Source organism: Marinobacter salicampi (genome assembly GCF_011074795.1).
Lineage (GTDB): Bacteria > Pseudomonadota > Gammaproteobacteria > Pseudomonadales > Oleiphilaceae > Marinobacter > Marinobacter salicampi.
In genome coordinates this window covers 613,803-638,146 of record NZ_JAAMPF010000018.1, presented here as the reverse complement: position 1 = coordinate 638,146, position 24,344 = coordinate 613,803, and the positions used below count along the sequence as shown (strand labels likewise).

The following is a 24,344-nucleotide window of genomic DNA, read 5'->3' as shown; positions in this document are numbered from 1 at the left end:
ATCAGGCTTCCGCTGTCTTGGGTTCAGAAATACTGTTCGGGTTGCGTACAAGGGCCCGGTACTCCTGGCATTGTCGCAGGGTCGGTACGCCCTTGCCGGGGTTCAGGGTGCCGTTGGGGTCAAACGCTGCTTTCAGGGCATTAAACTGCTCAAGTTCCCGGTCGTCGAACTGCACAGCCATCTGGCGGATTTTCTCGACCCCTACCCCATGCTCACCGGTGATACAGCCGCCCACCTCCACACAAAGCTCGAGGATGGCACTGCCGAACGCTTCGGTGCGCTCAAACTCACCGGGTATATTGGCATCGAACAGGATCAGCGGGTGCAGATTGCCGTCGCCAGCATGGAAGACGTTGGCCACGCGCAGGTCAAAGCGCCTCGACATTTCCTGCATTTCGGTCAGCACCCGGGCCAGTTGCCCCCGGGGAATGGTGCCGTCCATGCAGTAGTAGTCCGGAGATATGCGGCCAACCGCCGGGAATGCCGACTTGCGACCTTTCCACAGCAAGGCCCGCTCTTCCTCGCTCTGGGAGGTGCGCACCGACGTGGCACCGAACTGGCGAAACAGGCTTTCGGTCTGCTCGATGTGTTCCTGGACTTCCTCGTTGGTGCCGTCCACCTCGCACAATAACAGGGCCTGGGCCTCCCGGGGATAACCGGCCTGGGCAAAGTCCTCTGCGGCACTGATGGCAAAGCCGTCCATCATCTCAAGGCCGCCTGGAATGATGCCATGGGCAATGATGCCGCCCACCGCATCACCGGCGTTCTGGACACTGTCGAAACCGGCCATGACCACCTGAGCTTTCTCCGGCTTGGGCAACAGTTTGACCTGGACCTCGGTAATGATGCCAAGCAGGCCTTCGGAGCCCGTGATCAGGGCAAGGAGGTCCATACCGCAGGCATCGAGGCCGTCGCTTCCGAGGGTGATTTTCTCCCCTTCCACGGTCACCATTTCAACGCTCAGGATGTTGTGAACCGTGAGGCCGTACTTCAGGCAGTGCACACCACCGGAATTTTCCGCCACATTGCCGCCGATGGTGCAGGCGATCTGGGAGGACGGGTCCGGGCCATAGTAAAGCCCGTACTGGGCGGCTTCCTCGCTGATGGCCAAGTTGCGCACGCCGGGCTGCAAACGGGCCGAGCGGGCCTGGGAGTCGATGCTCAGGATCCGGTTGAACTTGGCCAGAGACAGCACCACACCTTCAGCATGGGGCATGGCACCGGCACTCAGACCGGTGCCCGCACCACGGGCCACGACCGGCACCTGGTATTGATGGCACACGCGCATGATCTGCTGGACCTGGGCCACGGTTTCCGGCAGTACCACGATCATCGGCATCTCGCAGTACATGGACAGGCCGTCGCATTCGTAAGGCTTCAGGGTCTCATCATCGGCAATAACATAGTCCGAATGAACAAACTCCCGAAGTTGACGAGCCAGGTCTGCCCGACTGATTCTGGGTGCTTCGATCATGACAGTGCTCCAAATAAAGGCTGTGTAATTCTGACAGTAGCTAGCTACGCTGGTTCATAAAGTAATCAATGCCAGCCTGGGCGCAGTCCATGTCCTGTTGCGGCGTACCGGAACTGATCCCGATACCGCCAACCACCTCTCCCTCAACAATCACCGGCAGGCCGCCGCCTACTGAGCTGATACGACAGCCCACTTCGGTATGGATGCCGAATGCCAGGCTGCCGGGCACATTGGCGGCGTTGTAGTCGTGGGTGGCTTTCTTGGCCGCCGAGGCGGTGAATGATTTGTCCTGGGCGATGGTGACGCTGGTGATCTTGCCGCCGTCCATGCGCTCAAAGGCGATGAGGTTACCGGACTCGTCTGTGATGGCAATACACATAGGTATACCGATCTCATCTGCCTTGCGGGCGGCGCCTTCGATCAGCAGCCGTGCATCGGCCAGGCCCAGTCTTTTAATCGTCAACATACTCGTCAGCTCCTGCAGGTAGTAGTGTCAGGACACGAAGATTCATGTCCTGACAATGAAGTTTAACGGCTGGTACGGGGGCTCACAGCAGCAGAAGCCCCCGGCTCAGCCATACACAAGATTCGGCAGCCATGTGATGATGGCCGGGAACAGCACGCATAGCGCCAGGCCGATACACTGCATCGCCAGGAACGCCAGGGATGACTTGAAGATGGTCATCATGGAGATCTCGGGCGGGCACACGCCGCGGATATAGAACAGCGCGTAACCGAACGGTGGACTCAAAAACGACATCTGCATGTTGACCAGGTAGAGCACGCCGAACCAGAGCACCACATCTTCCCCCGGTACCGCAGGCAGGCCAAACAGCCCATCGAAAGTCAGAGCTTCCACAATGGGTATGAAAATCGGCACGGCAAGCAACAGTATACCCACCCAGTCCAGGAACATGCCCAGCACCACCAGCAGGAACATCAGCAGGAAGAGCACCGCATAGGGTGACAGCCCAATCCCGAGGATGGTCTCGGTAATAAAGTCCTGACCGCCCTGCAGAATATAGAAGCCTACAAAAACCGATGCCCCGAACATGATCCACAGAACCATCGCCGATGCCTTGGCGGTAGTCACAGAGGCTTCCCGCAAGCTGCGAATGGAAAACGCGCCGTGCTTCATGGCCACCAGTATGGCGCCAAAAGAGCCGATCCCGGCCGCCTCTACCGGAGTCGCGATACCACCGAACAGCAGGCCAAGCACCAGCGCCACCAGGATCAGCGGGGCAATCAGGTCCTTCAACAACAGCAGCTTGGCCTTGAACGAGATCCGGTCTTCCACCGCCACGGGCGGCCCCAGCTTGGGATTGATCCAGGTGCGCACCAGCACATAGACAATGTACATGCCGGACAGCATCAGCCCGGGAAGCAGCGAGCCTAGGTAAAGCTCGCCCACCGACTGCTGGGCGACCACGGCATAGAGGATAGCCAGAATCGACGGCGGGATCAGAATACCGAGGGTGCCGCCGGCCATGATCGAGCCAATGGCGATCTGGTGGTCATAGCCCCGCTTGAGCATGGCTGGCAAGGCGATGATGCCCATGGTAACCACTGCGGCCCCTATGACGCCGACCATCGCCGCCAGGATGGTGGAGGCAAGAATGGTGGCGGTGGCCAGACCACCACTCAGCCCGCCCATCCACTTGTAGACCACGGTGAACATTTCCTCGATCAGCCCCGCCCGTTCCAGCATGGACGCCATAAAGATGAACAGCGGGATGGCGGCCAGGTCCGAGTTGGTCATCATCGGGAAGATGCGGCTCGGCACCAGGTTGAGCATCATGCTGTCGCCCACCAGGTAGATGAAGATCACCCCCAGGCCACCAGTCACAAACGCCAGCGGCAGGCCCATCATCAGAGCCACCAGCAGCGAGCCGAACATCAGGTAGGTCAGCGGGCCGATTGCCACCCCGCTCAGGCTGCCGGACAGCCGGAACAGGAAGTTTTCATCCTCCCAGGGGCTATAGAACAGGATGTTCATCATTTCGACAAAAATCACAAACCCGACCGCCAGGGTCGAGATGATCATCAGCCAGGTGCCAAGCTTGCCTATAAACGTTTTGCCCGCCAGGGAAGAGCGCCCGGCTTGTGGGGACGACGTCACTGATTCGGTGCTCATCGCACGTCCTCCTGTCCAAGGCGAACAAACAGGGCAATATCCCGGATCAACTTGGATACGCCCGCCATGAGTATCATTGCCGAGCCCAGCACCATCATGGCCTTGACTGGCCAGTACTGGATGCCCCAGGTTTCAACGGTGGTTTCTCCCATCGAGTAGGAGTTCTGGAAAAAGGTCCAGGACGTGACCAGCAGCACCAGCGCAAAGGAGAAAAAGATGGTCGACGTGAAAATATCCATGCCCACCCGGCCGCGCGCTGGTAACAGGTTATACATGACGTCCACCCGCACATGGGCCCCATGCAGGAGTGCAAAGGCGCCCGCCAGCAGGTACTGCATGCCCAGCAGTAGAAAGCTGCCTTCGTGCACCCAGATGGTCGGCATGTTGAATATGTAGCGCATGACCACTTCGAAAAAGTAGAAACAGACGGCATTCACCGTCCAGAACGATACGAAAAGGCCGGATTTTTCACTGATCCAGTCAATGGACCGGGTAAACCAGTTACTGCCGGCGTCCGGGTAACGCTTGAGTGGATCGTCTTCCTCAGCCTGGAGCTCTCCCGGTGTTTCCGTACTCATGACAACCGGCGGCTCTTCGTCATCGCTTCTTCGGCTGGCTCTCCAGCGGTCCAGTGCCATCATGATAAGCGGCATGACCGCCAGCCAGCCCCAATAGAACCAGTGCGGCATAACAAAGCCGAAGCCTTCCAGATCAGACATGCTCAACTACCTCTGTACAAAACAGGGAGAGCCGAAGCTCTCCCCTGTTGTTGATTAAGCTTATTGCATGCCCTTGATGTCTTCCTCGTCGATGTAGCCAACGGTGTCGTTCATCATGTATTCAAGCTGCATGTCGAAGATGGCGCGAGCGTCTTCGTCTTTATTGGCCCACTTGAACCAGATCGGGATTGCGGCCTCACGGAAACGTTCCAGGTCATCCTGGCTGAGCCGGGTGACGGTGTCCCCATCAGCCTTGAACTTTTCCATGGCCTCGATGTTGCGTTTCTGAATGGTCAGGTAGTGCTTCTGGGAATAGATGCGCACTTCGTCTTCCACCAGTTGCTTAAGCTCCGGCGACAGCTGGTTCCACGCGCGCAGGTTAACGGTCAGGTCCATCAAATCCACCGGCTGGTAGATGGACATGACTCCCGGAGGCCCGAACAGGATGTAGTCGGTGACCTGGGAGAAGCCAAGCTCGTAGTTCACCGCCGGGCCCACGTAATCAGCAGCATCAATCGTGCCTTTTTCAAGGGCGGGGAAAATGTCCGACCCTGGCAGGCTTACGGTGGAGACGCCGAACTGCTGGAACACCTCAGCCACCATGCCGCCCGGGACTCGCATCTTCAGGCCCTTGAGGTCGTCAAGGCTCTTTACCGGCACCTTGGAGTGAATGATATTGGCATCGTGCTGGATGGGGCCTACATAGAACAGGCCGAATTTCTCGTAGATTTCCCGGGTCTTTTCCAGCATACCCAGGGAATAGAACATAGTGTCCCACTGATGTGGCTGGTCGGGTCCGGCCGGGTAGGAGGACAGGAACACCGAGGCTGGAATCTTGCCGGACCAGTAAAGGGTAAAGGGGTTCATACCCTGCAGTACGCCATTGCGTACCGAGTCGAACAGAGCGTTGTTATCGGCAGCGACCGCCTTGGCCGGGAAACACTTGAAAACCAGCTCCCCGGCGCTCTTTTTCTCCATGCCATCACACCATTCACTGAACAGATCATAGCCGACCGTTCCGGCGTCCCATACTGACTGGATTTTCCAGGTCTGGGCGGCCATGGCCTGGGCGCTGCCCAGCACAAGGGCGCCAGCAATAGCTGAGGAAACCGCCAGGGTTTTCAATAGCCCGCGTCTCGGACGCGCTTTATCGATGTTGCCGTGATTGTTGTTCATCGAAGCATCTCCAGATCTTTTGTTGTTCTTGGATGGTTTCGCAGCGCCCGGTTTCAGCTTTTGAGGCGTTGGAACTCGACTTGATAATCGTAGTGGTTCCGGGTTAAGTCCAGTGATTTGCCAACTGGTAGGACCAGTTTTTTGTGTCATTTCCATGGACGTGTCAGCCACTCTCTTCCATAGTTAGCGGGGCTGCCGCCTTGCGGGCCTGTTATGTCAGAAATCTGATGAGGGCTGGTCCAACCAGTACATGAGATGGCGAGCAAACCTTTGCCTATAGCAAAAGCCATTGCCTACCGGATCGAACGTTTAATTCTGGATGGAGGCATGGCGCCGGAAGAAAAAATACCGTCGGAGCGACAGCTCGCTTCGCGCCTCAACGTGTCTCGCTCCATCATCCGCGAAGCACTCCACGAGTTACATGGCCGGGGGGTTATCGATACCCATCATGGCCGGGGCTCCTTCGTCTCTCATATCGTGCCCGAGCCAGACAAGGAGAGCCCGCTGATCCGGCTGTTCTCCGGCCACCCGAGAACCCTGTATGACCTGCTGGAAGTCCGTGAACAGCTTGAGGGACAGGCGGCGTATCTGGCAGCCCAGCGTGCCAACGCCCGGGACCTGCACCGCATTACCACCGCCTTTACCGTGATGGAGGCAGCCGACCCCCTGACCAACGCCAAGCTGGACCACGCCTTTCACCTGGCGATTATTGAAGCCTCCCACAACCCGGTACTGGTCCATGTACTGGACAGCCTGAAGAGCCTGATGCTGTTGACGGTGCAGGCCTCGGTGGCGAACCTGAGCCCGCGGGAGGACTTCAAGCGCCAGATCGACCAGCACCACCGCAGGATCTATCAATCGGTAACCCGGGGTCAGGCCAACGCGGCCCAGAAAGCCGCGCGGGCCCATGTGCGCCATGTGAGCGAGTCCATGAAGCAGATCGAACAGCAGGAGCACAGCATTATCCGGCGAACGTTCGAACCGGGAGCGCACCTTTGAGTCGGGAGCTCTTTTTTTGATGACCCTCTGTGAAGCGATTGAAAGCTGGCCGGACTACTGACTCTGCTCGCTCAGGGGGGAGATCATGTCCAGGAACTGGACGGCTTCATCCAGGGAAGAGAAGGTATGGAGTACCTCCTGGCCATCAATTACCACGTCGTAGACCCGCTCACCCACCCGGAAATCGTTCTGATCCTGATGCAACTTTCTGGAGACGACCTGCAGCAGGCCTCTGGTAACCAGGACGTCTTGAGCCATAGGCATGAATACGACCCCGAGGTAACTAACTGAAAAGCTGGGAATGAGGGGTGCAGTGTACGAACCCGGCTCCTGCTCGCCAGCGCTTTCTAGCCAGATCGTGAACCGGTTCAAATTAAGGCCTGTTTGATATCAAACTACATTTAGCCTGGCGAAATCCCGTCAAATCACCAAAACTATTGATTTGTGCAATCACTGTCCGTAAAAATGAGCCCCCCGCAGGTGCAGGGCTGTAACGGCAGCCAGGGTTAATGTCAGGGCCACTACGGCTTCATCAACGGCGGCAAGCCGTCAAAAAGTCCGGGAGTAATACATGGCGGAAGAAGCGCCACTGATCTGCAAGGACATCTATAAGCAATTTGGTGAGCTAGAGGTACTCAAAGGCATTTCACTGGAGACCTGCAAGGGCGATGTGGTGTCCCTTATCGGCAGTTCCGGATCAGGCAAGAGTACCTTTCTGCGTTGCATCAACCTGCTGGAAACGCCGACCTCGGGCGAGGTTATCGTGCACGGCGACCCAATAAAGTTCACCACCAACCGAAAAGGCGTGCGCATCCCCGCTGACAACAAGCAGGTTGAGCTGATCCGCGCCAAGCTCTCCATGGTCTTCCAGAGTTTCAACCTGTGGTCCCATATGACCGTGCTTGAAAACATCATCGAGGCACCTATTCATGTCCTTAAGGTTCCCCGCAAGGAAGCGGTAGAACGTGCCGAAGCCTACCTCGAACGGGTCGGCATCTATGAACGCAAGGACTATTACCCGGCCCAGATGTCCGGCGGTCAGCAGCAGCGTGCCGCCATTGCCCGTGCCCTTGCCATGGAACCCGAGGTCATGCTGTTCGACGAGCCCACTTCGGCCCTCGACCCTGAGCTGGTGGGCGAAGTGCTCCGGGTCATGCAGAGCCTGGCTGAGGAAGGCCGGACCATGATTGTTGTCACCCACGAAATGGCATTCGCCAGGGATGTGTCCAACAAGGTCCTGTTCTTGCATCAGGGAATGATCGAGGAGCAGGGCCCACCCGACAAGGTCTTCGACAATCCCGAGTCCGAGCGCATGAAGCAGTTTCTTGCGCCCAATTTCTGAACCACGCGACGACTCGGGCAGGCAGTGCTATCTTGATTCACAGACCGAGCAGGAAGACCGGGCCCCTCTGACGAAGGCCCTTATTTCGGTCAGCCACAGAGGCTGCCAAGGCAGCCCATAATAAAGCCTCAAGGCAAACTACTGGAGAAGTGACACATGAAGAAACTGATCATTGCCGCAAGCTGCGCCCTGGCCATGGCCGCCGGTACGGTGCAGGCCAAGGACTGGAAAGAGATCCGCATCGCCTTCGACGTCCCCTACGAGCCCTTTGAATACAAGACCGCCGATGGCGAACTGACCGGCTTCGAAGTGGAGCTGGCCGAAGCCATGTGTGATGAACTTAAGGCCGACTGCGAATTCGTCGTCCAGGCCTGGGACGGAATGATTCCGGGTCTGCTTTCACGCAAGTTCGACGCCATCATGTCGTCCATGTCCATTACCCCAGAGCGGGCCGAGCGCGTACTCTTCTCCGAGCCCTACTACAACACCCCGGGTGCCTGGTTTGCGCGGGAAGATTTTGACGGCGACGTGACTGAGAAAGACGCCATGAAGGGCATGACCGTGGGCGTCCAGCGTGGCACCACCATGGATACCTACGTAACTGAAGAACTCAGCGACACCGTGGAAGTAAAGCGCTACACCACTGCAGACGACATGGTTCTTGACCTGGAAGGCGAACGTCTTGACGCTGTATTCGTGGACTATCCGGTAGGCGAGCAGACCATTCTTTCCCGGGATGGCTTCAAGCAGGTAGGCGAGCCGGTCAAGCTGGGCGAAGGCGTTGGTGTTGCCATGCGTCAGCGCGACAAGGACCTGGCAGAGAAGGTCAACAAGGCGCTTGAGAAGCTGAAAAACGACGGCACCTACGACGAGATCATGAAAAAGTACTTCGACTACGACATCAAGATGTAAAGCACGCTTCTGATGTAAACCTCTCGGGAGGGGTCGCGCAAGCGCCCCTCCCGGCACTTTGGTAAGCCTCATGCTGGATCTGAAAGGTTATGGCCCTGCCCTGATGGAGGGCGCGGTTGTCACCATCGAATTGGCTTTTCTGTCCCTTGCCCTTGCATTGGCCCTGGGGCTGCTTGGCGCGACTTCAAAGCTGTCCCATAACCGCTTCCTGCGCATGACGGCGACCACCTACACCACCCTGATCCGGGGTGTGCCGGATCTGGTCATGATGTTGCTGTTCTATTATGGCGGCCAGCTGGCAGTGAACAATCTTTCCGACCTTATTTACGAACGCTTCGGCGTCGACTGGTTCTTCCAGTTCAATCCATTCATTGCCGGCGTTCTGACCATCGGTCTCATTTTCGGCGCCTACATGACCGAAACCTTCCGCGGCGCCTTCCTTGCGGTTGACTCAGGGCAGATCGAGGCGGCGCGGGCTTACGGCTTCACCCGCTGGCATACCTTCCGCCGGGTGATGATCCCCCAGATGATGCGCCATGCACTGCCCGGCATAGGCAACAACTGGCAGGTCCTGCTGAAAACAACCGCACTGGTGTCCATTATCGGTCTCACCGATATGGTGCGGGTGGCGGAACAGGCAGCCAAGGCGGAGCGCTCGCCGTTTCTGTTTTTCATTCCCGTGGCGTTGGTCTACCTGGCGCTGACCGCAGGCTCGGAGCTGTTCATCAAGTGGCTCGACAAACGTGCCAATGCCGGCGTGGTTAAGGGAGACTGATGCATGCCTGACTTCATCGTCCAATGGCTGAACCAGAACGATATTTTTACCGCCACCACCATGCTCCATTATTGGGACGGCATGGTCACCACGGTACAGCTGGTGTTTCTTTCGCTGCTGCTCGGTCTGATCGTGGCGGTGCCACTGGCCGTTCTGCGCACGTCCCGCAATCCCTTCATTTCCGGTCCTGTCTGGATCTACACCTATCTCTTCCGGGGCACTCCGCTGCTTATCCAGCTTTATGTGATCTACTACGGCGTGGCCCAGATCGAGGGCATCCAGGAAACCTTCTGGTGGGAAATCTTTAAGGAACCCTTCTACCCTGCCCTGCTGGCTTTCACCCTTAACACCGCCGCCTACACCACCGAAATCATCCGCGGTGCGCTGGCGGCAACCCCGGCCGGTGAAATCGAGGCTGCCAAGGCCTACGGCATGTCCTGGTTCATGCGACTGCGCAGAATCGTGTTGCCAAGCGCTGCCCGCCGGGCAGTGCAGGCCTACTCCAATGAAGTGATCTTCATGCTTCATTCCAGTGCCATCGCCAGTGTCGTCACGATTGTGGACCTCACCGGCGCAGCGCGGGATATCTACTCCCGCTTCTATGCGCCTTTCGAAGCCTTTATAGCGGTGGCGCTGATCTACATGGCGCTGACGTTCACTCTAGTGTTCGTATTCCGTAAACTGGAACAGCGCCTGTTGCGGCATCTCAAGCCGGCCAACGGATAGTGCCTTCCCAAGCCATTTCCCTGAATATTACTGGAGGCGCGTATGACCGCCGGCCAACTTCTGTTCGAACATTACCCTGACTGGCTCAGTTTTACCCTGGCTCAACCGGAACACGGCCCCATGGGCCGGCACACCATCCTCCCCGACGGTGCCCGGGTGCAGCTACTGGGGCCCGGCATCCTCTGGCTGACGCCGGCAGAACAGAATCAGGAAAAAGGCCTTATCGTGTCAGCCGGGGTCCACGGCAACGAAACGGCGCCCATCGAAGTGCTTAACCGGCTGGTAACGGAATTGCTTGAAGAGCGCTGGCACCTGGCCACCGAAACCCTGCTGATACTGGGTAACGGGCCCGCCATGGTGGCAGGCAAGCGCTTTGTGGAACACAACCTGAATCGCCTTTTCAACGGAGCACACAAGAAGGCTCCTTACGCTGGTAGTGCAGAGGCCGAGCGAGCTGCAGTACTGGAACAGATCTGCGAACTGTTTGCCCAGGAACAGCATGGCCTGGTTCACTACGACCTGCATACCGCCATAAGGCCGTCTAAACGGGAGAAATTTGCCCTCTACCCCTTCATTCCAAACCGCAAGCTGCCCCAGGACCAGCTGCGATTCCTGTCAGCGGCGAAGGTCCACACCCTGCTGCTGCAGCATACCAGCGGCACCACCTTCTCAGCCTTTTCGGCACAGACGCTGGGCGCCGAAAGCATGACCATCGAACTGGGCCAGGTGAAGCCCTTCGGGGAGAACGACCTGAGTCGGTTCCGCGGCATAGAGGAAGCTTTGCGCAAGGTGATGTCGGGCCAGCCCCTTGGGCTTCAGGCTAACGCCGACGATGTGGTCCTCTTTGAGGTGGTGGAAGAGATTCTCAATACCGGACCGGGCTTCCGGTTCCATGTGCCCGATGACGTGGCGAACTTCACCAAGTACGAGCCGGGCGAGGTGATATGGGAAGATCAGGACCACTGCTACAAGGTCGGCCCGGAGCCCGAAGCCATTATCTTCCCCAACCGCGACGTGCCGGAAGGCCATCGGGTCGGGTTGCTGGTCCGCCGCAAATCCCCTTAGGTCTGCGCTGTTTCCGGCTGAAGGGCTGCCGGCTCCGGTGCCCGGATCACCAGCCGGCACAGGGAAGGCACCACCAGCAGCGTCAAAACCGTGGAGGCCAGTAGGCCAGAGATAATAGCCCAGGCCATCGGTGGCCACAGGGTTGAACTGGAAAACGCCAGGGGTAACAGCCCTGCCACGGTAGTGGCTGTGGTCAGGAGTATCGGCCGGGTCCGTTGCTCCACGGCAATACGTACAGCATCGATAACCGCTTCACCCCGGGCCAGCTGCCGGTCCATCACATCCAGCAGCACGATTGCGTTGTTTACCACAATCCCCACCAGGGCGATAACCCCGAGCAGGGACTGGAATCCGAAGGGAGAGCCCGAAAGCACCAGTCCCGGAAAGATACCGACGGTCGCCAGAGGCACGGTCAGCAGGATAATGCCTACCCGCCGGAACGAGTTGAATTGAAGCAGCAAGAAGAACAGCAACAACAGAATGCCTATGGGGGCCGTCGTGAGAATGGCGTTGTTGGCATCACTGGACCCTTCCGCATCGCCGCCGTATTCAAGTCGGCTGCCCTTGGGAAGGGGGTTTTCTGCCAGACCGGCTTCCAAGTCCCCTAGCACATCAGAGAAGCTGAAGCCGGCAGCCAGATTGGCACTGACCGTGTTGACCCGGCCGCCGTTGCGCAGGTAGCGGGCGGCCGATTGCCACGAGGTCTCCGTGGTGACCAGGGCAGACAGAGGCACCGCCTCGCCCCGGGCATTGTAGATATTGATCGACATCAGTCGCGCCAGGGGCAGGCCGGTACCCTCCCTCGACCGCAATACCAGGGGAATGGGGTCTGCTTCCTGGCGATACTGCTCGGCCACCACGCCAAAGCTCTGGCCATACAGACTGCGGGCCACATCAACCCGGTCGACACCGTAGCGGGCGGCAACGCCGTCGTCCACGTTCACGGCCACGCTTGGCACACCCAGATCCACGTCATGCCGTACATCAACCGCACCCGGGCTCTGGCGCATCAGGCGGTAAACATGTTCAGCGGCTTCGGCCCGAGTGGCATCATCAACGTGGGCGAGCCGCACCTCGACCGGGGCGGCCCGCGGTGGCCCCTGCCCCAGCACGGCGACAGATACTTCCAGCTCCGGTAATTCACTGGCCACGTAGGCCCGTACCCACTCGATCAATGGCCCGGTGTCTTCCAGGGTGGGCGTAGCCACTACCAGCCGGCCCCGGTTCGGCGCCTGTGGGTAGCGCAACAGGTTGTAGTAAAAGCTGGGCCCGGTGAAGCCCACAAAGCGGTGGACTGTTTCCGTCTGAGGCTGGGTACGCAAGGCGCGTTCGAGGGCGCTGGCCACTTCCGCGGTACGGCTCTGGTCAGTGCCTTCGGGCATGTAGATTTCGACGATCACCTGGGGCCGGTCAGCATTGGGGAAAAACTGGAGCTGCAGGAAGGGCGTCAGTGCCAGACTGCCGGCCACCATTAGCAGGCTTACCAACACCAGGGTCTTCGGTGCCCGTGAGACCAGTCGGCCCAGGGCCCGGGCCAGTCCTGCCATCCGGTCCGACCCGGGGTTCTGGCGGGGCTTCAGGAAACGGGCCGCCAGCAGGGGCACCACCGAGATGGCCAGAAGGTAGCTTATGGACAGGGTGAGCATGATCATCACCGGAATGCCCCGGGTGAAATCAGCGGTGCCGCCTTTTGACAGGAGCAACGGCGCAAAGGCTGCCAGGGTGGTGCCGGTGGAGGCTCCGAGCGGTCCGGCAAGTTCCCTTACCGCGGACCTCAGGGCTTCATAACGGGCAACGCCGCCATCAAGCTGGGTCTGGATATTTTCCACCACCACGATGGCATTATCGATCAGGATACCGAGGGAAATGACCATGCCGATGATGGCGATCTGATGCAGCACGCCACCGCCAAGGTCGTATAGACCAATGCTGATCATGGTCACCATGGGCAGAATGGACGCCACCAGCAGCCCCATGCGCAACCCCATGCCCAGAAACACGACCGCGATAATGATGACCACACTGGCGAGTAGACTCCAGGCCAGGTTTTCGAGGCGGTCCGAGACCTGGTCCGGCTGGAAGAACATTTCCTTGATGGTGTAGGGTTCAAGCTCCTGCTGCAGGCTCGCCACCCGTTCCCGGATGCGTTCGCCAAAGCGGATGGCGTCGGTCTGGTTCTCTGCCATCACAATGGACACCAGCACGACCCGTTCGCTGTCATACCAGGTTTCCGGCTCGAGGGGCTCGGCCGGCCCGCGCCAGACCTCCGCTGCTGCCGCCAGCGGTACCTGGCTGCCATCGGGCAAGGCAATGGGCGTGGCGCGAATGGCATCCAGACTGGCGAATTCACTGTTGGGCAAAATCGACAACCGCCGGCCGTCAGATACCACAAAGCCACCGGCACTGGTCTGGTTCCGGCTGGAGAGCGTGTTGAGAACGGTTGTGGGCGAAATACCAAGCCGGAAGAGCGCGGCATCATCCAGGGCCAGGGTGATCTGCTCGGTGACGTCCCCTTCCAGTTCCACCCGGGAAACCCCGGGCAGGTCCGACAGTTCCGACTTAACCCGCTCAGCCGCAGCCGTCAGCTCGACCATCGAGGCCGAGCCTGCCACCGCCAGCACGATGGCAGGAATGTCGATCAGCCGGTCGTCCAGTACCATCTGACCCACATCGGACGGGTACTCCAGCCGTGCCCTGTCCATGGCCTGGCGCACCCTCTCCCAGGCGGCATCGGTATCGTAGATATCGTCGTTGAGATTGATGCGCATCAGAGCCACACCAGTGCGTGCTGTGCCTGAGGCTGTTTCCACTTCCTCCACTTGCAGCAACTCATCCGCCAGGGGTCTGAGCACCAGGCGTTCAACCGCATCGGCACTGGCACCGGGATAATTGACCGAGACCAGACCTGCGCGCTGGGGGAAGGAAGGATCTTCCTGGCGGGGCATGGTGTTATAGGCGGCCAGACCCAGCAGGCAGAGCATCACCACCACCATGCCCAGCAGACGCCGGCAGCCCAGCAGGTGGTGCATCATTGCAGTATCTCCACCCGGTCGCCGTCGGTCAGCCGGGTCAGGCCGGCATAGACCACCTGGTCGCCCGCGCCCAGGGAGCGGGACGACACGACCACCCGTTCACCGGTTATGCTATGGATGGACACCGGCACCCGTTTAACCCTGTCGTCCTCGATACGGAACACACTGTTCCCCGCCGCTGACCGCATGACCGCCAGCACCGGAATGCTGAGTTCGCCCTGCAGACGGGGCGTGACGCCCACTTCAACGGGCTCGCCGACCTTCAGGTTCAGGGCCTCTTCTGGCAGCGCCACCAGCACAGGATGCAGCTGGCCCCGCTCGCCACCCGCCTGGGCAACCTCGGTAACCTGCCCCGGCACCAGCTCCTGCAGTCTGTCCTGCACCGACCAGACGGGAACCGTCTGACCCACCGCAACCCGGTCGAGCAAATAAGCCGGCACCCGGACTTCCACCTCCCGACCTTCGGGAGCGGACAGCTTTATGACCGGCTGGCCCGCTGCCACGAACTCGTCCTGTTCCACCAACAAAGCCGCGACCCGGCCGTCAAACGGGGCCTTGAGTACACTTTCCGCCAGCATGGAAGATGCTTCTGCTACTGCAGCCTCTGCTGTTGCCAGACTGGCGACCAAGCCGTCCCGTCGCGCCGTGATCTGTTCCAGAGCCTGCTCCGAAACTACGCCCCGCTCTCGGAGCTGGCTTGCCCGGGCCCACTCCCGCTCGGCCTGGTCGTACTGTGTCGAGAGTTCCTGCAGCCGTGCCCTGGCGGAGGCGCGGGCCGGCTCCAAGGCCGGATTATAAAGACGCGCCAGGACATCGCCCCGCTTGACCCGCTCCCCCAGCTCCACGGAGCGCTCCCTGAGGTTGCCGCTGACCTGAAATGTCAGTGTCGCCCTTTGCCGCGCCTGAACAATACCCGCAAACCTCAGCGGCTGGGCCAGTGATTCGCCCTGTGCTACCTGGGCCGCCCGCACCGTTACCGCCGCTTTGTCGGCCCCGGCTTCGGGTACCGGATCGCCTGCCCGGCACCCTGACAGTACCAGAATAACGGCTAGGGCCGGCACCAGGGCCGTTCTACCGATGGGATTTAGGCGGATGCTCATGACGCGCTCCTGGGACGGGTACCGGTAAATGTTATTTAAGTCGATTTTTCATAACGGTTAAGACATAATGTCATTCTTTGACAGTTTGTCAACGATAACTTCCTATGGTTTCCTTATCCGTAAGAGTGGGCAGAAATCTCCAATTCACCGGGCATAAGAGCGGCATGAGCAACGATCTGAAATCCAGGCGGGAGCAGGAAAAGCTGGCCCGCCATGAGGCCATTCTGGATGCGGCGGAAGAGGTATTTTCCAGCAAGGGCTACGAGCGCACGTCCATGGACGATCTCGCCCGCCAGGCGAACCTCAGCCGCGCTCTGCTGTATGTCTATTTCAAGGATAAAGCGGCGATCCAGAGAGGGATCATGCTAAGGGCGGGGGAAAGCCTGCGGCGGCGGTTCAGCGAAGCGCGTGATAGCGCCGATACCGGCCTGGCCCAGATCGCGGCCATTGGAAAGGCCTACTACCGCTTCTACCTGGACGAGCCCGATTATTTTACCGCCCTTACCCAGGCCGCGACCGCCATGCAGGACGCCGACGAAGCCCAGGCCGAGCAGATGTCCTGTTGTGAGTCCGCCACCATGGCGTTGATGGTGAGCGCAATAGAGACCGGGCTGCAGGACGGCTCCCTGAACCGTCACCGAATCGTTGAGCCACTGAACACTGCGCTTTACCTGCGAGGCGCATTGCACGGCGTCATTATGTTGTGCCAGCAGGAAATGAACGAGGAAGGTCCCCTGGCAAACTACCCCCGGGAGCAGCTGATCGAACACACCATCATGATGCTGGGGTCCTCTGTCTCTGCCTGAGGCCCGAACCTGCTGTGCCCCGAGGCGCAGGCCCAGACCGACTGCGAGATCCTACTCCATCTGAAAATCGTAGATCGACCCCAGCCCAAGGATACCGCTGAGCTCGTCAAGGGCATGACGGCTCTCGTCAAGCAGCATGGGGTCGGCCAGGTCAGCCTGACTTAACTCGCTGCGGTAATGTCCTTCCACCCAGGTGGTCAGGCGCTCATAGAGCTCATCGGTAAGAATCACGCCCCGATGCATGGCGTTCAGTTCGGCCTCGGTCAGGACTACCCTGAGCCTGAGGCAGGCGGGCCCGCCACCGTTGCGCATGGACTGCTTCACATCGAACACCTCTACCGCCTGGATAGGCCCACCGCTGGCAACCAGACGGTCAAGGTAAGCGCTTACCGTACCGATTTCGCGGCATTCGCCGGGCACCGCCAGCATCATGCCGCCGCCCGGCAGGTTCAGTAACTGGCTATTGAACAGATAGGATGCAATGGCATCCTGCAAGGGCACTTCTGCCTCATCCACCCTAATGGCTGCAAGCTCAGTCCGTTCCAGCCGCGCCCTGATATCGGCCAGGGTCCGTTCCTCTTCGAGAAACGCCAGCTCGTGGTAGAACAGGGCATGGCCGTTGCCCACGGCAATGACATCATTGTGGAAGACTCCGGCATCAATAGCGGCCGGGTTCTGCTGGGCAAAGACTGCACGCCGGTCGGTCAGACCATGCAACCGGGCAATGGCCCGGGACGCCTCCAGCGTCTGGCGGGCCGGAAAGCGCTGGGGTGCCGGGGCACTTTCGTCGAACGCGGCCTGACCATAAACAAAAAGTTCAACACCCGGCTCGCCATAGCTGGCGCACAGGCGGGTGTGATTGGCAGCCCCCTCGTCGCCGAACTGGGACAGCGACGGCAGGGCCGGGTGGTGAGCGAAGTAGGCGTCGTCGGCAAATATCGACTTCAGGGAGCGCCCGGTCACCCGGTGCTCAATGGAGCGGTGGAACTTGGCGCTCAGGTTGGCCGGGGTAAAGTGCACCCGATGATCATGGGTGTCTGCGCTGGGGGAAACCGTGGCCGCGTTGGCGGTCCACATGGACGAAGCGGACGACACCGCCGCCAGCATCACCGGGTTGTCCCTGGCGGCGGTGGCCAGAACCTCGGCATCGGTTCCCCTGAAACCGAGAGCCTTCAGGGTCTGAACATGGGGCCGTTCATGGGGTGGCAATATACCCTGCACGTAGCCCCGGTCCGCCAGCCGCTTCATTTTCGCCAGTCCCTGTAGCGCCGCCTCCCGTGGGTTAGACACCGCACGGATATTGGTTTTGGAGGCCACATTACCCCAGGACAGCCCGGCGTAATTGTGGGTGGGGCCGACCAGACCGTCAAAGTTGGCTTCAATCGCAGTTGCAGGCATGGCGCATCCTTTGGTTCAGATTCAATCAGTCGAACGACAGGCCCGGCGACAGGGTTTCAGGCATTTCACTGCGATCCGCTTCCAGGGACGCCATGGGCCAGGCACAGTAATCTGCAGCGTAATAGGCACTGGGCCGATGGTTGCCGCTATCCCCTACACCGCCGAAGGGCTGGGCACTGCTGGCGCCGGTCAGGGGCCGGTTCCAGTTGACGATGCCGGCCCGCACTTCCTGGGTCAGGCGCTCGTACAGAGCCCGGTCGTCGGTCAGGATACCGGCCGACAGCCCGTAGCGGGTATCGTTGGCCAACTCCAGCGCCTCATCAAAATTCTTGTAGCGGTAGACGCTGAGCAGCGGCCCGAAGAATTCCTCATCAAGCACTTCAACGCCGGTAACGTCCACAATACCTGGCGAGAGCAGCGGCGTGTCCTTCTCGGTTCGCTTCATTTCGAGCAGAGACTGGGCCCCGGAATCAATAAGGCTCTGCTGAGCCGTCAGCAATTTTTCAGCCGCTGCCTGGGACACCACGCTGCCCATGAACGGCTGCGGCTCCGCATCAAACCGGCCCACCTTGATCTTGCCGGCCACTTCCACCAGCCGGTCCAGGAACTCGTCACCGGCTTTACCTTTGGGCACCAGCAGGCGCCGGGCACAGGTACAGCGCTGGCCGGCAGACAGGAAGGCGGACTGTATGGTGTGGTGCACCGCCGCATCCCTGTCCTTGATGCCCTGCACGATCAACGGGTTGTTGCCGCCCATTTCCAATGCCAGGATTTTTTCCGGATAGCCGCCAAACTCCTTATGAAGGAGATGTCCCACGTTCGAGCTTCCGGTAAAGAACAGACCGTCGATGACCGGATGCTCTGCCAGCGAAACCCCGGTATTGCGGGCGCCCTGGACAAGGTTAAGAACCCCATCCGGCAGACCGGCACGCTCCCATAGCCGAGCGGTCATCTCACCGACCCCCGGAGTCAGCTCGCTGGGCTTGAACACAACCGTATTGCCGGCTAGCAGCGCAGGCACAATATGACCATTGGGCAGGTGGCCGGGGAAATTATAAGGGCCGAATACTGCCACAACGCCGTGTGGACGATGGCGCAGCACAGCCTTGCCGGCTGCGGAGTCGCTTTCCTTGTACCCGGTGCGCTCGTTGTAGGCGGTGACTGAGATGCCAATCTTCGCGATCATGGCGCCGACCTCGGTGCGGGACTCCCACAGCGGTTTGCCGGTTTCTTCACCGATCAGCCGGGCCAGGGTTTCCTTCTCTTTCTCAAGTTGTTCGGCGAAGGCTTCCAGCACGGTTTGCCGTTCGGCCAGGGTTTTCCGGCTCCATTCCGGGAAGCGTGCCCTGGCTGATCTGACTGCGGCATCCACATCCTCAATGCCCGCAGCGCTGCCCTGCCAGACCGTATCGCCGGTGACAGGCTGTTCCGACTCGAATTCGTCGCCCTGGCCTTCAAGCCAGAGCCCATCAATCCAGAGATCGCCGGTAAGTGTCAGTTCCATGGTATACACCTCCTGAGTGTCCGCGAGCCGCTATCGGGTTGCGGTTCGCTGGTAGTTTGTATGGGTTGGGGTCTGGATGGGCGAACGGCCGCTGTCCTTGAGGGGTGCCAGCCTCACCAGGTCACCGGATTCAACCTGCAGCGCGTCTGCCATGGCTTGGGGCATGCTCACCGTGTCAGGCTTGATACAGTCTATGGGCAAGGTAGTAACCCGGAAATTCCGGAACGACCGGTTCGACACCATTACCCTCTCTTCCGCGGGCCTGTCCAGGTCTACGGGTTTCTGGCTGATCATGACGTGGCGGTTCAGGCTTTCCCGAACGGTGCGTATGTTGTGTACAAAGGCTTCCACCAACGGCCCGCCGTCAAAAATGTCCACCAGACCATTAAAGTTGAAACCTTCCGCCTGGAGCATGCGCAGTGCCGGCTCGGTGTTCTCATGCACCCTGCCAACCACTGCGCGGGCGCTGTCCGGCAGCAGCGGCAGATAAATAGGAAACTTCGGCATCAGTTCGGCGATAAAGGATTTGTTGCCCACGCCAGAGAGATAGTCCGCCTTGCTGAATTCCATGTCGAAGAAGCGCCGGCCCAGGGCTTCCCAGAGCGGGCTGTGCCCGTCCTTGTCAGAAACCCCTCGCATCTCGGCAAACACCTTGTCGGAAAAATGCTTCCGGAAGTCGTCCAGGTACATAAAACGGCAGCGGGACAGCAAAAGGCCGTTTCCGCCCTTGCGGTGGCTCTCGGCCAGCAGCAGCGAACAGATCTCGGTGGTGTCCGTCATATCGTTGGTCAGGTGCAGTGTCGGTGTCCTGACGTGCACCCCCAGCTCCCGGGACGCGTTCACGGTTGTGCTGAGACGGTAGTTCCAGAATACCTCCTCTAGTCCCACCCTCGCTTCAATGCCGCTGATACCGACACAGCGGCCAAGCTCGGTATCTTCCAGCGCAAACATGTACAGGCCGGCCTCCGGCGCGGAGCGCTGAAGAAAGGTATCGCGGGCGCGCTCGATCTTGCGGGCCAGCAGCTCACGGTTGGCCGGCAAGGAGGTCAGCCCTTTGCCTGCTGCCGCCGCCATGGCATGGAGATCGTCCAGGTCGTTTTCCTGCAGTGGCCTGATTACCAGCATTGCGCGCCTCCGTTTGCTGCGGTGCCAGCTGGGGTTCGCAACCGGCGACAAACCCAAACCCTGACGTTATTCATAAAGGCGCCACCTGTACTTCCTCCCCTGGCTGGGTGCCAAGCAAGGTCTCGAAGGCAACAGGGATAATGGCCGAGCCGTCCAGTGATTCGGTCAGGGGTGTCAGAACACACCGGAAACGGTCGTGGTCATTCACACTCAACAGGCACAGCGCGCCTGCTTCGGCCTCTTCCTCGCCAGGACGCAGAACCATGGGCAAACTGGTCACCACGGTTTTAAGGGTATCAGTCCGGGCCTGGAGCGCGGGGCCACCGTCGAAAATATCGATGTAATCCCCCGTGCGGAAGCCTTCCCGCTCCAGCAGCGCCTGGGTCTTCTGAGCCAGCGGGTGGGCGACACCAATGGCCTCCTGGGCAGGCTCGGTCAGTAGAGTCACATAAATGGGATTGGGTGGCATAAGCTCGGCAATGAACGTCTTGCTGAGCCTGCTTGAGTATTCGTCGGCAGCGTCAAAGTCCATATTGAAAAAGTGACGCCCCAGACTGTCCCAGAAAGGCACGGCACCGGATTCTGTCTGCACGCCCTGGATCTCCACCGCCATGTCATCCGAGAACAGCGCCCGATGCCGGGCAATGAACAACAGGCGTGCCCGTGACAGCAACTCGAAGGCGTCCGTGTCCCGCAGCGCGGATTCGATCATGAACGAGCACAGGAGGGTACAGCCGGTCAGGGCATGGGAGGGGTAGAGCACTTCCACCGGACGGGAAATACCCAGCTCATGGGAGGCATGGATGAGGGCGTCCTGGCGGTAATTGTAGAAGGGCTGGCCGTTGCCGGCATGGGCATCGATCCCGGCGGTGCCGCAGATCCGTCCGCTACTGGTGTCTTCCAGCACGAACAGAAACCGCTCCCTTCCCTGCTGTTCGCTGTCACCGGCGAAGGAGCGGCAGGACCAGGCGATCTTCTCGCTGAGCTTCTCGTCAGCCCTGGGTAGGGTGGAAACCCGGGCACCCTGGGCCGCGGCCAACTTCTGAATGGCGGCAGCATCGTCCGGTTGTGCTGGGCGTACAACCCACATTGCGGCACTCCTTTGGCCAGGGGCCCCGGCAGTGACGACCGCGCGAGGGCACAGGTTGAAAGTCTAGCTACACAGCTTTTTCACAGCCCTCTCAAACCGGGTCAGGGCCTCGTCAATGTCGGACTCGGGGATGATCAGCGAAGGCGCCAGACGAATCACGTTGGGGCCGGCCATCAGCACCATGACACCCTCCTCCAGAGCGGCGTTGAGGAACTCCCTGGCCTTGCCCTGCCAGGCTTCCGTCAGCACGCCGCCGAGCAGCAGGCCTTCGCCACGAACTTCACTGAAGACGCCGTAACGCTGGCCAATGTCGTTCATACCTGCCCGAAGCCGGTCGGAACGCCCGCGGATACCTTTCAGGATGTCGGGCTGGCTTACCGTATCAATCACCTTCTGGGCAACCGCACAGGCCAGGGGATTACCGCCATAGGTACTGCCGTGCGTGCCTACGGCCAGACTCGCGGCTATTTTCGCCGTGGTCAGCATGGCGCCAATGGGGAAACCACCGCCCAGGGATTTGGCCGTGGAGAGAATGTCGGGGGTAATACCGTACATTTCGTAGGCGTAAAGGTGCCCGGTCCGGCCTACCCCGCACTGGACCTCGTCAAAGACCAGCAGGGCATTGTGTTTGTCGCACAGGTCCCGCAGACCCTGGAGGAACTCCTGGGTCGCAGGCATGATGCCACCTTCGCCCTGAATCGGTTCGACCACAATGGCGCAGGTCTTGTCCGAGATAAGCGCCTCCACTGAGGCCAGGTCATTGAAGTCGGCGTGGTGGATGCCGCCGGGAGCCGGTTCGAAGCCTTCCAGGTACTTGGGCTGGCCACCTACACTGACAGTAAACAGGGTACGGCCGTGAAAACTGTTGCGGAACGAGATGATCTCATTCTTTTCCGGCCCAAAGTGTTCCCAGGCGTAACGACGCGCCAGCTTGAATGCAGCCTCATTGGCCTCACCACCGGAGTTGGCGAAAAAGACCCGCTCGGCGAAGGTCAGGTCACACAAGGTCTTGGCCAGTTTCAGGGCGGGCTCGTTGGTCATGACGTTGGACAGATGCCAGAGCTTGCCGGCCTGGTCCACCAGGGCGCCTACCAGCCCCGGGTGGGCATGGCCAAGGGCTGTCACTGCGATACCGCCAGCCAGGTCCACGTATTCCCGCCCGTCCTGGTCCCAGATTCGGGAACCTTCGCCACGCACGGGAATAATCTTGCCCGGTGCATAATTGGGCACCATGACATCATCGAAAAGTGAACGGCTGACGGGTTCTCTGTTCATTGGTTTCTCTCTTGATGGTTTCAGGTGCCGTGCCCTGTATCGAGCCGGCGCCAGGCGGCCCGGCATTTCCGGACCATACACCTGTAAAAATAAGGAAATAGCTCTGGCCAGTCTAGCCGTCGTGGGACCAATTGGGTATGGGGAATATACTGACCGGCCTTAAACCTGACATGAAAAGGCCGGCTTGCTGGACGATAGGGGAAAGACCAGGCGGCAGAGGTTCCGCCACGCTCCCGGGCATCAGGGCATCAGGACTTCTGGCTCTTGAAGCGCAGGTAATTCCACGATCTCGGGGCCGCGCTTGTCCCGCCCCAGCAAAGTCTTGACCACCAGCCGGTAGGAGTCAAAATCAAAGGTGACCTGCAGCCCTCCCAGGGCGAGATCCTGTAGCTGCGCCTCATCGGAGACCGTGGTGATGTGCATCCAGTTGTAGATCACTAGAATGTCGGTCCTGCCGGTGACCGGGTCACGCTCCACCACCCCCACCGGCCCGCGCCAGGGCCAGGTCTGCAGACGCAGTCCATGAAAGCCGATCTGGGCCCGGAGGTTGTAGCGAACCACGTCCTCATCCCCCACGCAGGCACCCTTGCATCGGCCCAGGCCACGTTGGAAGCAGGCGCCGCCGTGGGCAGGCTCCAGCCCCAGTAACTGGTTACAGAGCTCGTTCTTCTGGGCAATGCCCATCAAGGCATTCTCGGCATCCCTAATGCTGCGAAACAGCCCAAAATAGTCCCCCAGCCGGTGGGGCTCAATGGCCCGCACCAGCTGAGCTCTCAGATAGTCGTCATCGTTTGCCACCAGCTCAATGCTTACCAGCGTTTTGGCAGCGCGCGAGCGCCGGTTGAACAGGGGCTTCAGGGCCTTGATCTGCTTCAGTTCCAGTAACAGGGCGCCCAGTTCGCCTGCGGTTTCCGTCCACTCCACCCGCCTCATGCTCTCCGACATCCGGATGCCCCGGCTGCTGTTGTGATCGCCGGAGAAGTGGGAGGCCACCCGTTGCTGGATATTAGTACTCTTGCCCACGTAAAGCAGGACGTCGTTTTCACCGTAGAAGCAATAGACACCCGGGGACCGCGGCAGGTCATTCAGCACGTCAGCCGGCAGGTGAGAGGGCACGCTGGGTCGCTTGAGCAGTTCCCCGAGCGCTGTACAGAATCGGTCCTGGCCTTTGTCGGCCAGAGCATGAAGGAAAAACTCGGCCATGGCCGCCACATCCCCCATGGCCCGGTGACGCTGTACCTGGGCAAGACCATGGCGGTCGATCAGGGCATCCATATTGTGCCGTTTGAATTCGGGGTAAAGGTGCCGGGACAGTTTCACCGTACACAGTACCGGCGCCGCGAACGGCTGTCCGAGGCGCCGGTACTCCGATTTTATAAACCCATAGTCAAACCGGGCGTTATGGGCCACAAACACCACGTCAGCCAGCTTTTCCCGAAGCTCATCGGCAACCTCGGCAAAGACAGGCTTGCCGGCGACCATCTCGTTGGTTATGCCGGTGAGGTTCTGGATAAACGGCGAAATCCGCATCTGCGGATCCAGCAGTTGCTGCCACTCGCCCAATTGCTGGCCATTACGCCAGAACCGGATGCCAATCTCGGTGATCCTGTCCCGCTCGGCGCTGCCACCGGTGGTCTCCAGGTCTAGAAAAGCGAAGGTGGTGGTTTCAAGAAGATCGTGTCTGATGCTCAT

General features: G+C 59.9%; 21 protein-coding genes. 7 read left to right on the top strand and 14 right to left on the bottom strand.

The features are described from left to right. Position 1: 1 nt before the first annotated feature. From G7W63_RS11885 to dctP, 5 genes are all read right to left on the bottom strand, one after another. Positions 2–1,474, bottom strand: a complete 1,473-nt coding sequence (locus G7W63_RS11885) for an FAD-linked oxidase C-terminal domain-containing protein (protein ID WP_166257890.1) — start codon at positions 1,472–1,474, stop codon at positions 2–4. Positions 1,475–1,514: 40 nt separating this feature from the next. After that, positions 1,515–1,940 carry a GlcG/HbpS family heme-binding protein gene (locus G7W63_RS11880; protein ID WP_166257888.1) on the bottom strand — a complete coding sequence of 142 codons (426 nt, stop codon included), beginning with the start codon at positions 1,938–1,940 and terminating at the stop codon, positions 1,515–1,517. A 105-nt stretch (positions 1,941–2,045) separates the two neighbouring features. Continuing rightward, positions 2,046–3,608, bottom strand: a complete 1,563-nt coding sequence (locus G7W63_RS11875) for a TRAP transporter large permease (protein WP_166257886.1) — start codon at positions 3,606–3,608, stop codon at positions 2,046–2,048. After that, positions 3,605–4,327 (bottom strand): TRAP transporter small permease subunit, encoded by a 723-nt coding sequence (locus G7W63_RS11870; RefSeq protein ID WP_166257884.1) that lies wholly within the window; start codon positions 4,325–4,327, stop codon positions 3,605–3,607. Before G7W63_RS11870 ends, G7W63_RS11875 begins: the two co-directional genes overlap by 4 nt. A gap of 60 nt (positions 4,328–4,387) precedes the next feature. Further along, on the bottom strand, positions 4,388–5,503 hold the full coding sequence (gene dctP / locus G7W63_RS11865; RefSeq protein ID WP_166257882.1) for a TRAP transporter substrate-binding protein DctP: 1,116 nt from the start codon (positions 5,501–5,503) through the stop codon (positions 4,388–4,390). Between the two features lie 270 nt (positions 5,504–5,773). On the opposite strand from dctP, the gene G7W63_RS11860 reads away from it, so the two are divergent. Continuing rightward, complete coding sequence (locus G7W63_RS11860; protein ID WP_166257880.1) at positions 5,774–6,502, top strand: FCD domain-containing protein; 729 nt, start codon at positions 5,774–5,776, stop codon at positions 6,500–6,502. Between the two features lie 54 nt (positions 6,503–6,556). Here the strand turns inward: G7W63_RS11860 and G7W63_RS11855 are convergent, their stop codons facing one another. Then, entirely contained in the window at positions 6,557–6,766 is a 210-nt protein-coding gene (locus G7W63_RS11855; RefSeq protein WP_166257878.1) for a hypothetical protein, read from the bottom strand. Positions 6,767–7,073: 307 nt separating this feature from the next. On the opposite strand from G7W63_RS11855, the gene G7W63_RS11850 reads away from it, so the two are divergent. The 5 genes from G7W63_RS11850 (at position 7,074) to astE (ending at position 11,322) form a co-directional block, all read left to right on the top strand. Next, positions 7,074–7,844, top strand: a complete 771-nt coding sequence (locus tag G7W63_RS11850; RefSeq protein ID WP_166257876.1) for an ABC transporter ATP-binding protein — start codon at positions 7,074–7,076, stop codon at positions 7,842–7,844. A gap of 156 nt (positions 7,845–8,000) precedes the next feature. After that, positions 8,001–8,756, top strand: a complete 756-nt coding sequence (locus tag G7W63_RS11845) for a transporter substrate-binding domain-containing protein (RefSeq protein ID WP_166257874.1) — start codon at positions 8,001–8,003, stop codon at positions 8,754–8,756. Positions 8,757–8,826: 70 nt separating this feature from the next. Continuing rightward, positions 8,827–9,531, top strand: coding sequence for an ABC transporter permease (locus G7W63_RS11840; RefSeq protein ID WP_166257872.1), 705 nt, complete (start codon positions 8,827–8,829; stop codon positions 9,529–9,531). 3 nt (positions 9,532–9,534) lie between these two features. Continuing rightward, positions 9,535–10,257: an ABC transporter permease gene (locus G7W63_RS11835; RefSeq protein ID WP_166257869.1), complete on the top strand. Its 723-nt coding sequence runs from the start codon at positions 9,535–9,537 to the stop codon at positions 10,255–10,257. Positions 10,258–10,299: 42 nt separating this feature from the next. After that, a complete protein-coding gene (astE, locus tag G7W63_RS11830) occupies positions 10,300–11,322 on the top strand; it encodes a succinylglutamate desuccinylase (protein ID WP_166257866.1) in 1,023 nt (340 codons plus the stop codon). On the opposite strand, the gene G7W63_RS11825 is transcribed toward astE, so the two are convergent. Further along, positions 11,319–14,354, bottom strand: a complete 3,036-nt coding sequence (locus G7W63_RS11825) for an efflux RND transporter permease subunit (RefSeq protein ID WP_166257863.1) — start codon at positions 14,352–14,354, stop codon at positions 11,319–11,321. The two genes, astE and G7W63_RS11825, sit on opposite strands and share 4 nt — an antisense overlap. Next, positions 14,351–15,454 (bottom strand): efflux RND transporter periplasmic adaptor subunit, encoded by a 1,104-nt coding sequence (locus G7W63_RS11820; protein ID WP_166257860.1) that lies wholly within the window; start codon positions 15,452–15,454, stop codon positions 14,351–14,353. The genes G7W63_RS11825 and G7W63_RS11820 overlap by 4 nt, the downstream gene beginning before the upstream one ends. Before the next feature lie 164 nt (positions 15,455–15,618). On the opposite strand from G7W63_RS11820, the gene G7W63_RS11815 reads away from it, so the two are divergent. Next, entirely contained in the window at positions 15,619–16,260 is a 642-nt protein-coding gene (locus tag G7W63_RS11815; protein ID WP_166257857.1) for a TetR/AcrR family transcriptional regulator, read from the top strand. Positions 16,261–16,311: 51 nt separating this feature from the next. On the opposite strand, the gene astB is transcribed toward G7W63_RS11815, so the two are convergent. The 6 genes from astB to G7W63_RS11785 all read right to left on the bottom strand — a co-directional run bounded on the left by astB (position 16,312) and on the right by G7W63_RS11785 (position 24,344). After that, on the bottom strand, positions 16,312–17,658 hold the full coding sequence (gene astB / locus G7W63_RS11810; RefSeq protein ID WP_166257854.1) for an N-succinylarginine dihydrolase: 1,347 nt from the start codon (positions 17,656–17,658) through the stop codon (positions 16,312–16,314). Positions 17,659–17,683: 25 nt separating this feature from the next. Beyond that, positions 17,684–19,162 carry a succinylglutamate-semialdehyde dehydrogenase gene (gene astD, locus G7W63_RS11805; RefSeq protein ID WP_166257851.1) on the bottom strand — a complete coding sequence of 493 codons (1,479 nt, stop codon included), beginning with the start codon at positions 19,160–19,162 and terminating at the stop codon, positions 17,684–17,686. Positions 19,163–19,192: 30 nt separating this feature from the next. Continuing rightward, positions 19,193–20,287 carry an arginine N-succinyltransferase gene (gene astA / locus G7W63_RS11800; RefSeq protein WP_166257848.1) on the bottom strand — a complete coding sequence of 365 codons (1,095 nt, stop codon included), beginning with the start codon at positions 20,285–20,287 and terminating at the stop codon, positions 19,193–19,195. A gap of 70 nt (positions 20,288–20,357) precedes the next feature. Continuing rightward, positions 20,358–21,377 carry an arginine N-succinyltransferase gene (locus G7W63_RS11795; RefSeq protein ID WP_166257845.1) on the bottom strand — a complete coding sequence of 340 codons (1,020 nt, stop codon included), beginning with the start codon at positions 21,375–21,377 and terminating at the stop codon, positions 20,358–20,360. A 63-nt stretch (positions 21,378–21,440) separates the two neighbouring features. Then, positions 21,441–22,652 (bottom strand): aspartate aminotransferase family protein, encoded by a 1,212-nt coding sequence (locus G7W63_RS11790; protein WP_166257842.1) that lies wholly within the window; start codon positions 22,650–22,652, stop codon positions 21,441–21,443. A 240-nt stretch (positions 22,653–22,892) separates the two neighbouring features. Then, complete coding sequence (locus tag G7W63_RS11785; RefSeq protein WP_166257840.1) at positions 22,893–24,344, bottom strand: exonuclease domain-containing protein; 1,452 nt, start codon at positions 24,342–24,344, stop codon at positions 22,893–22,895.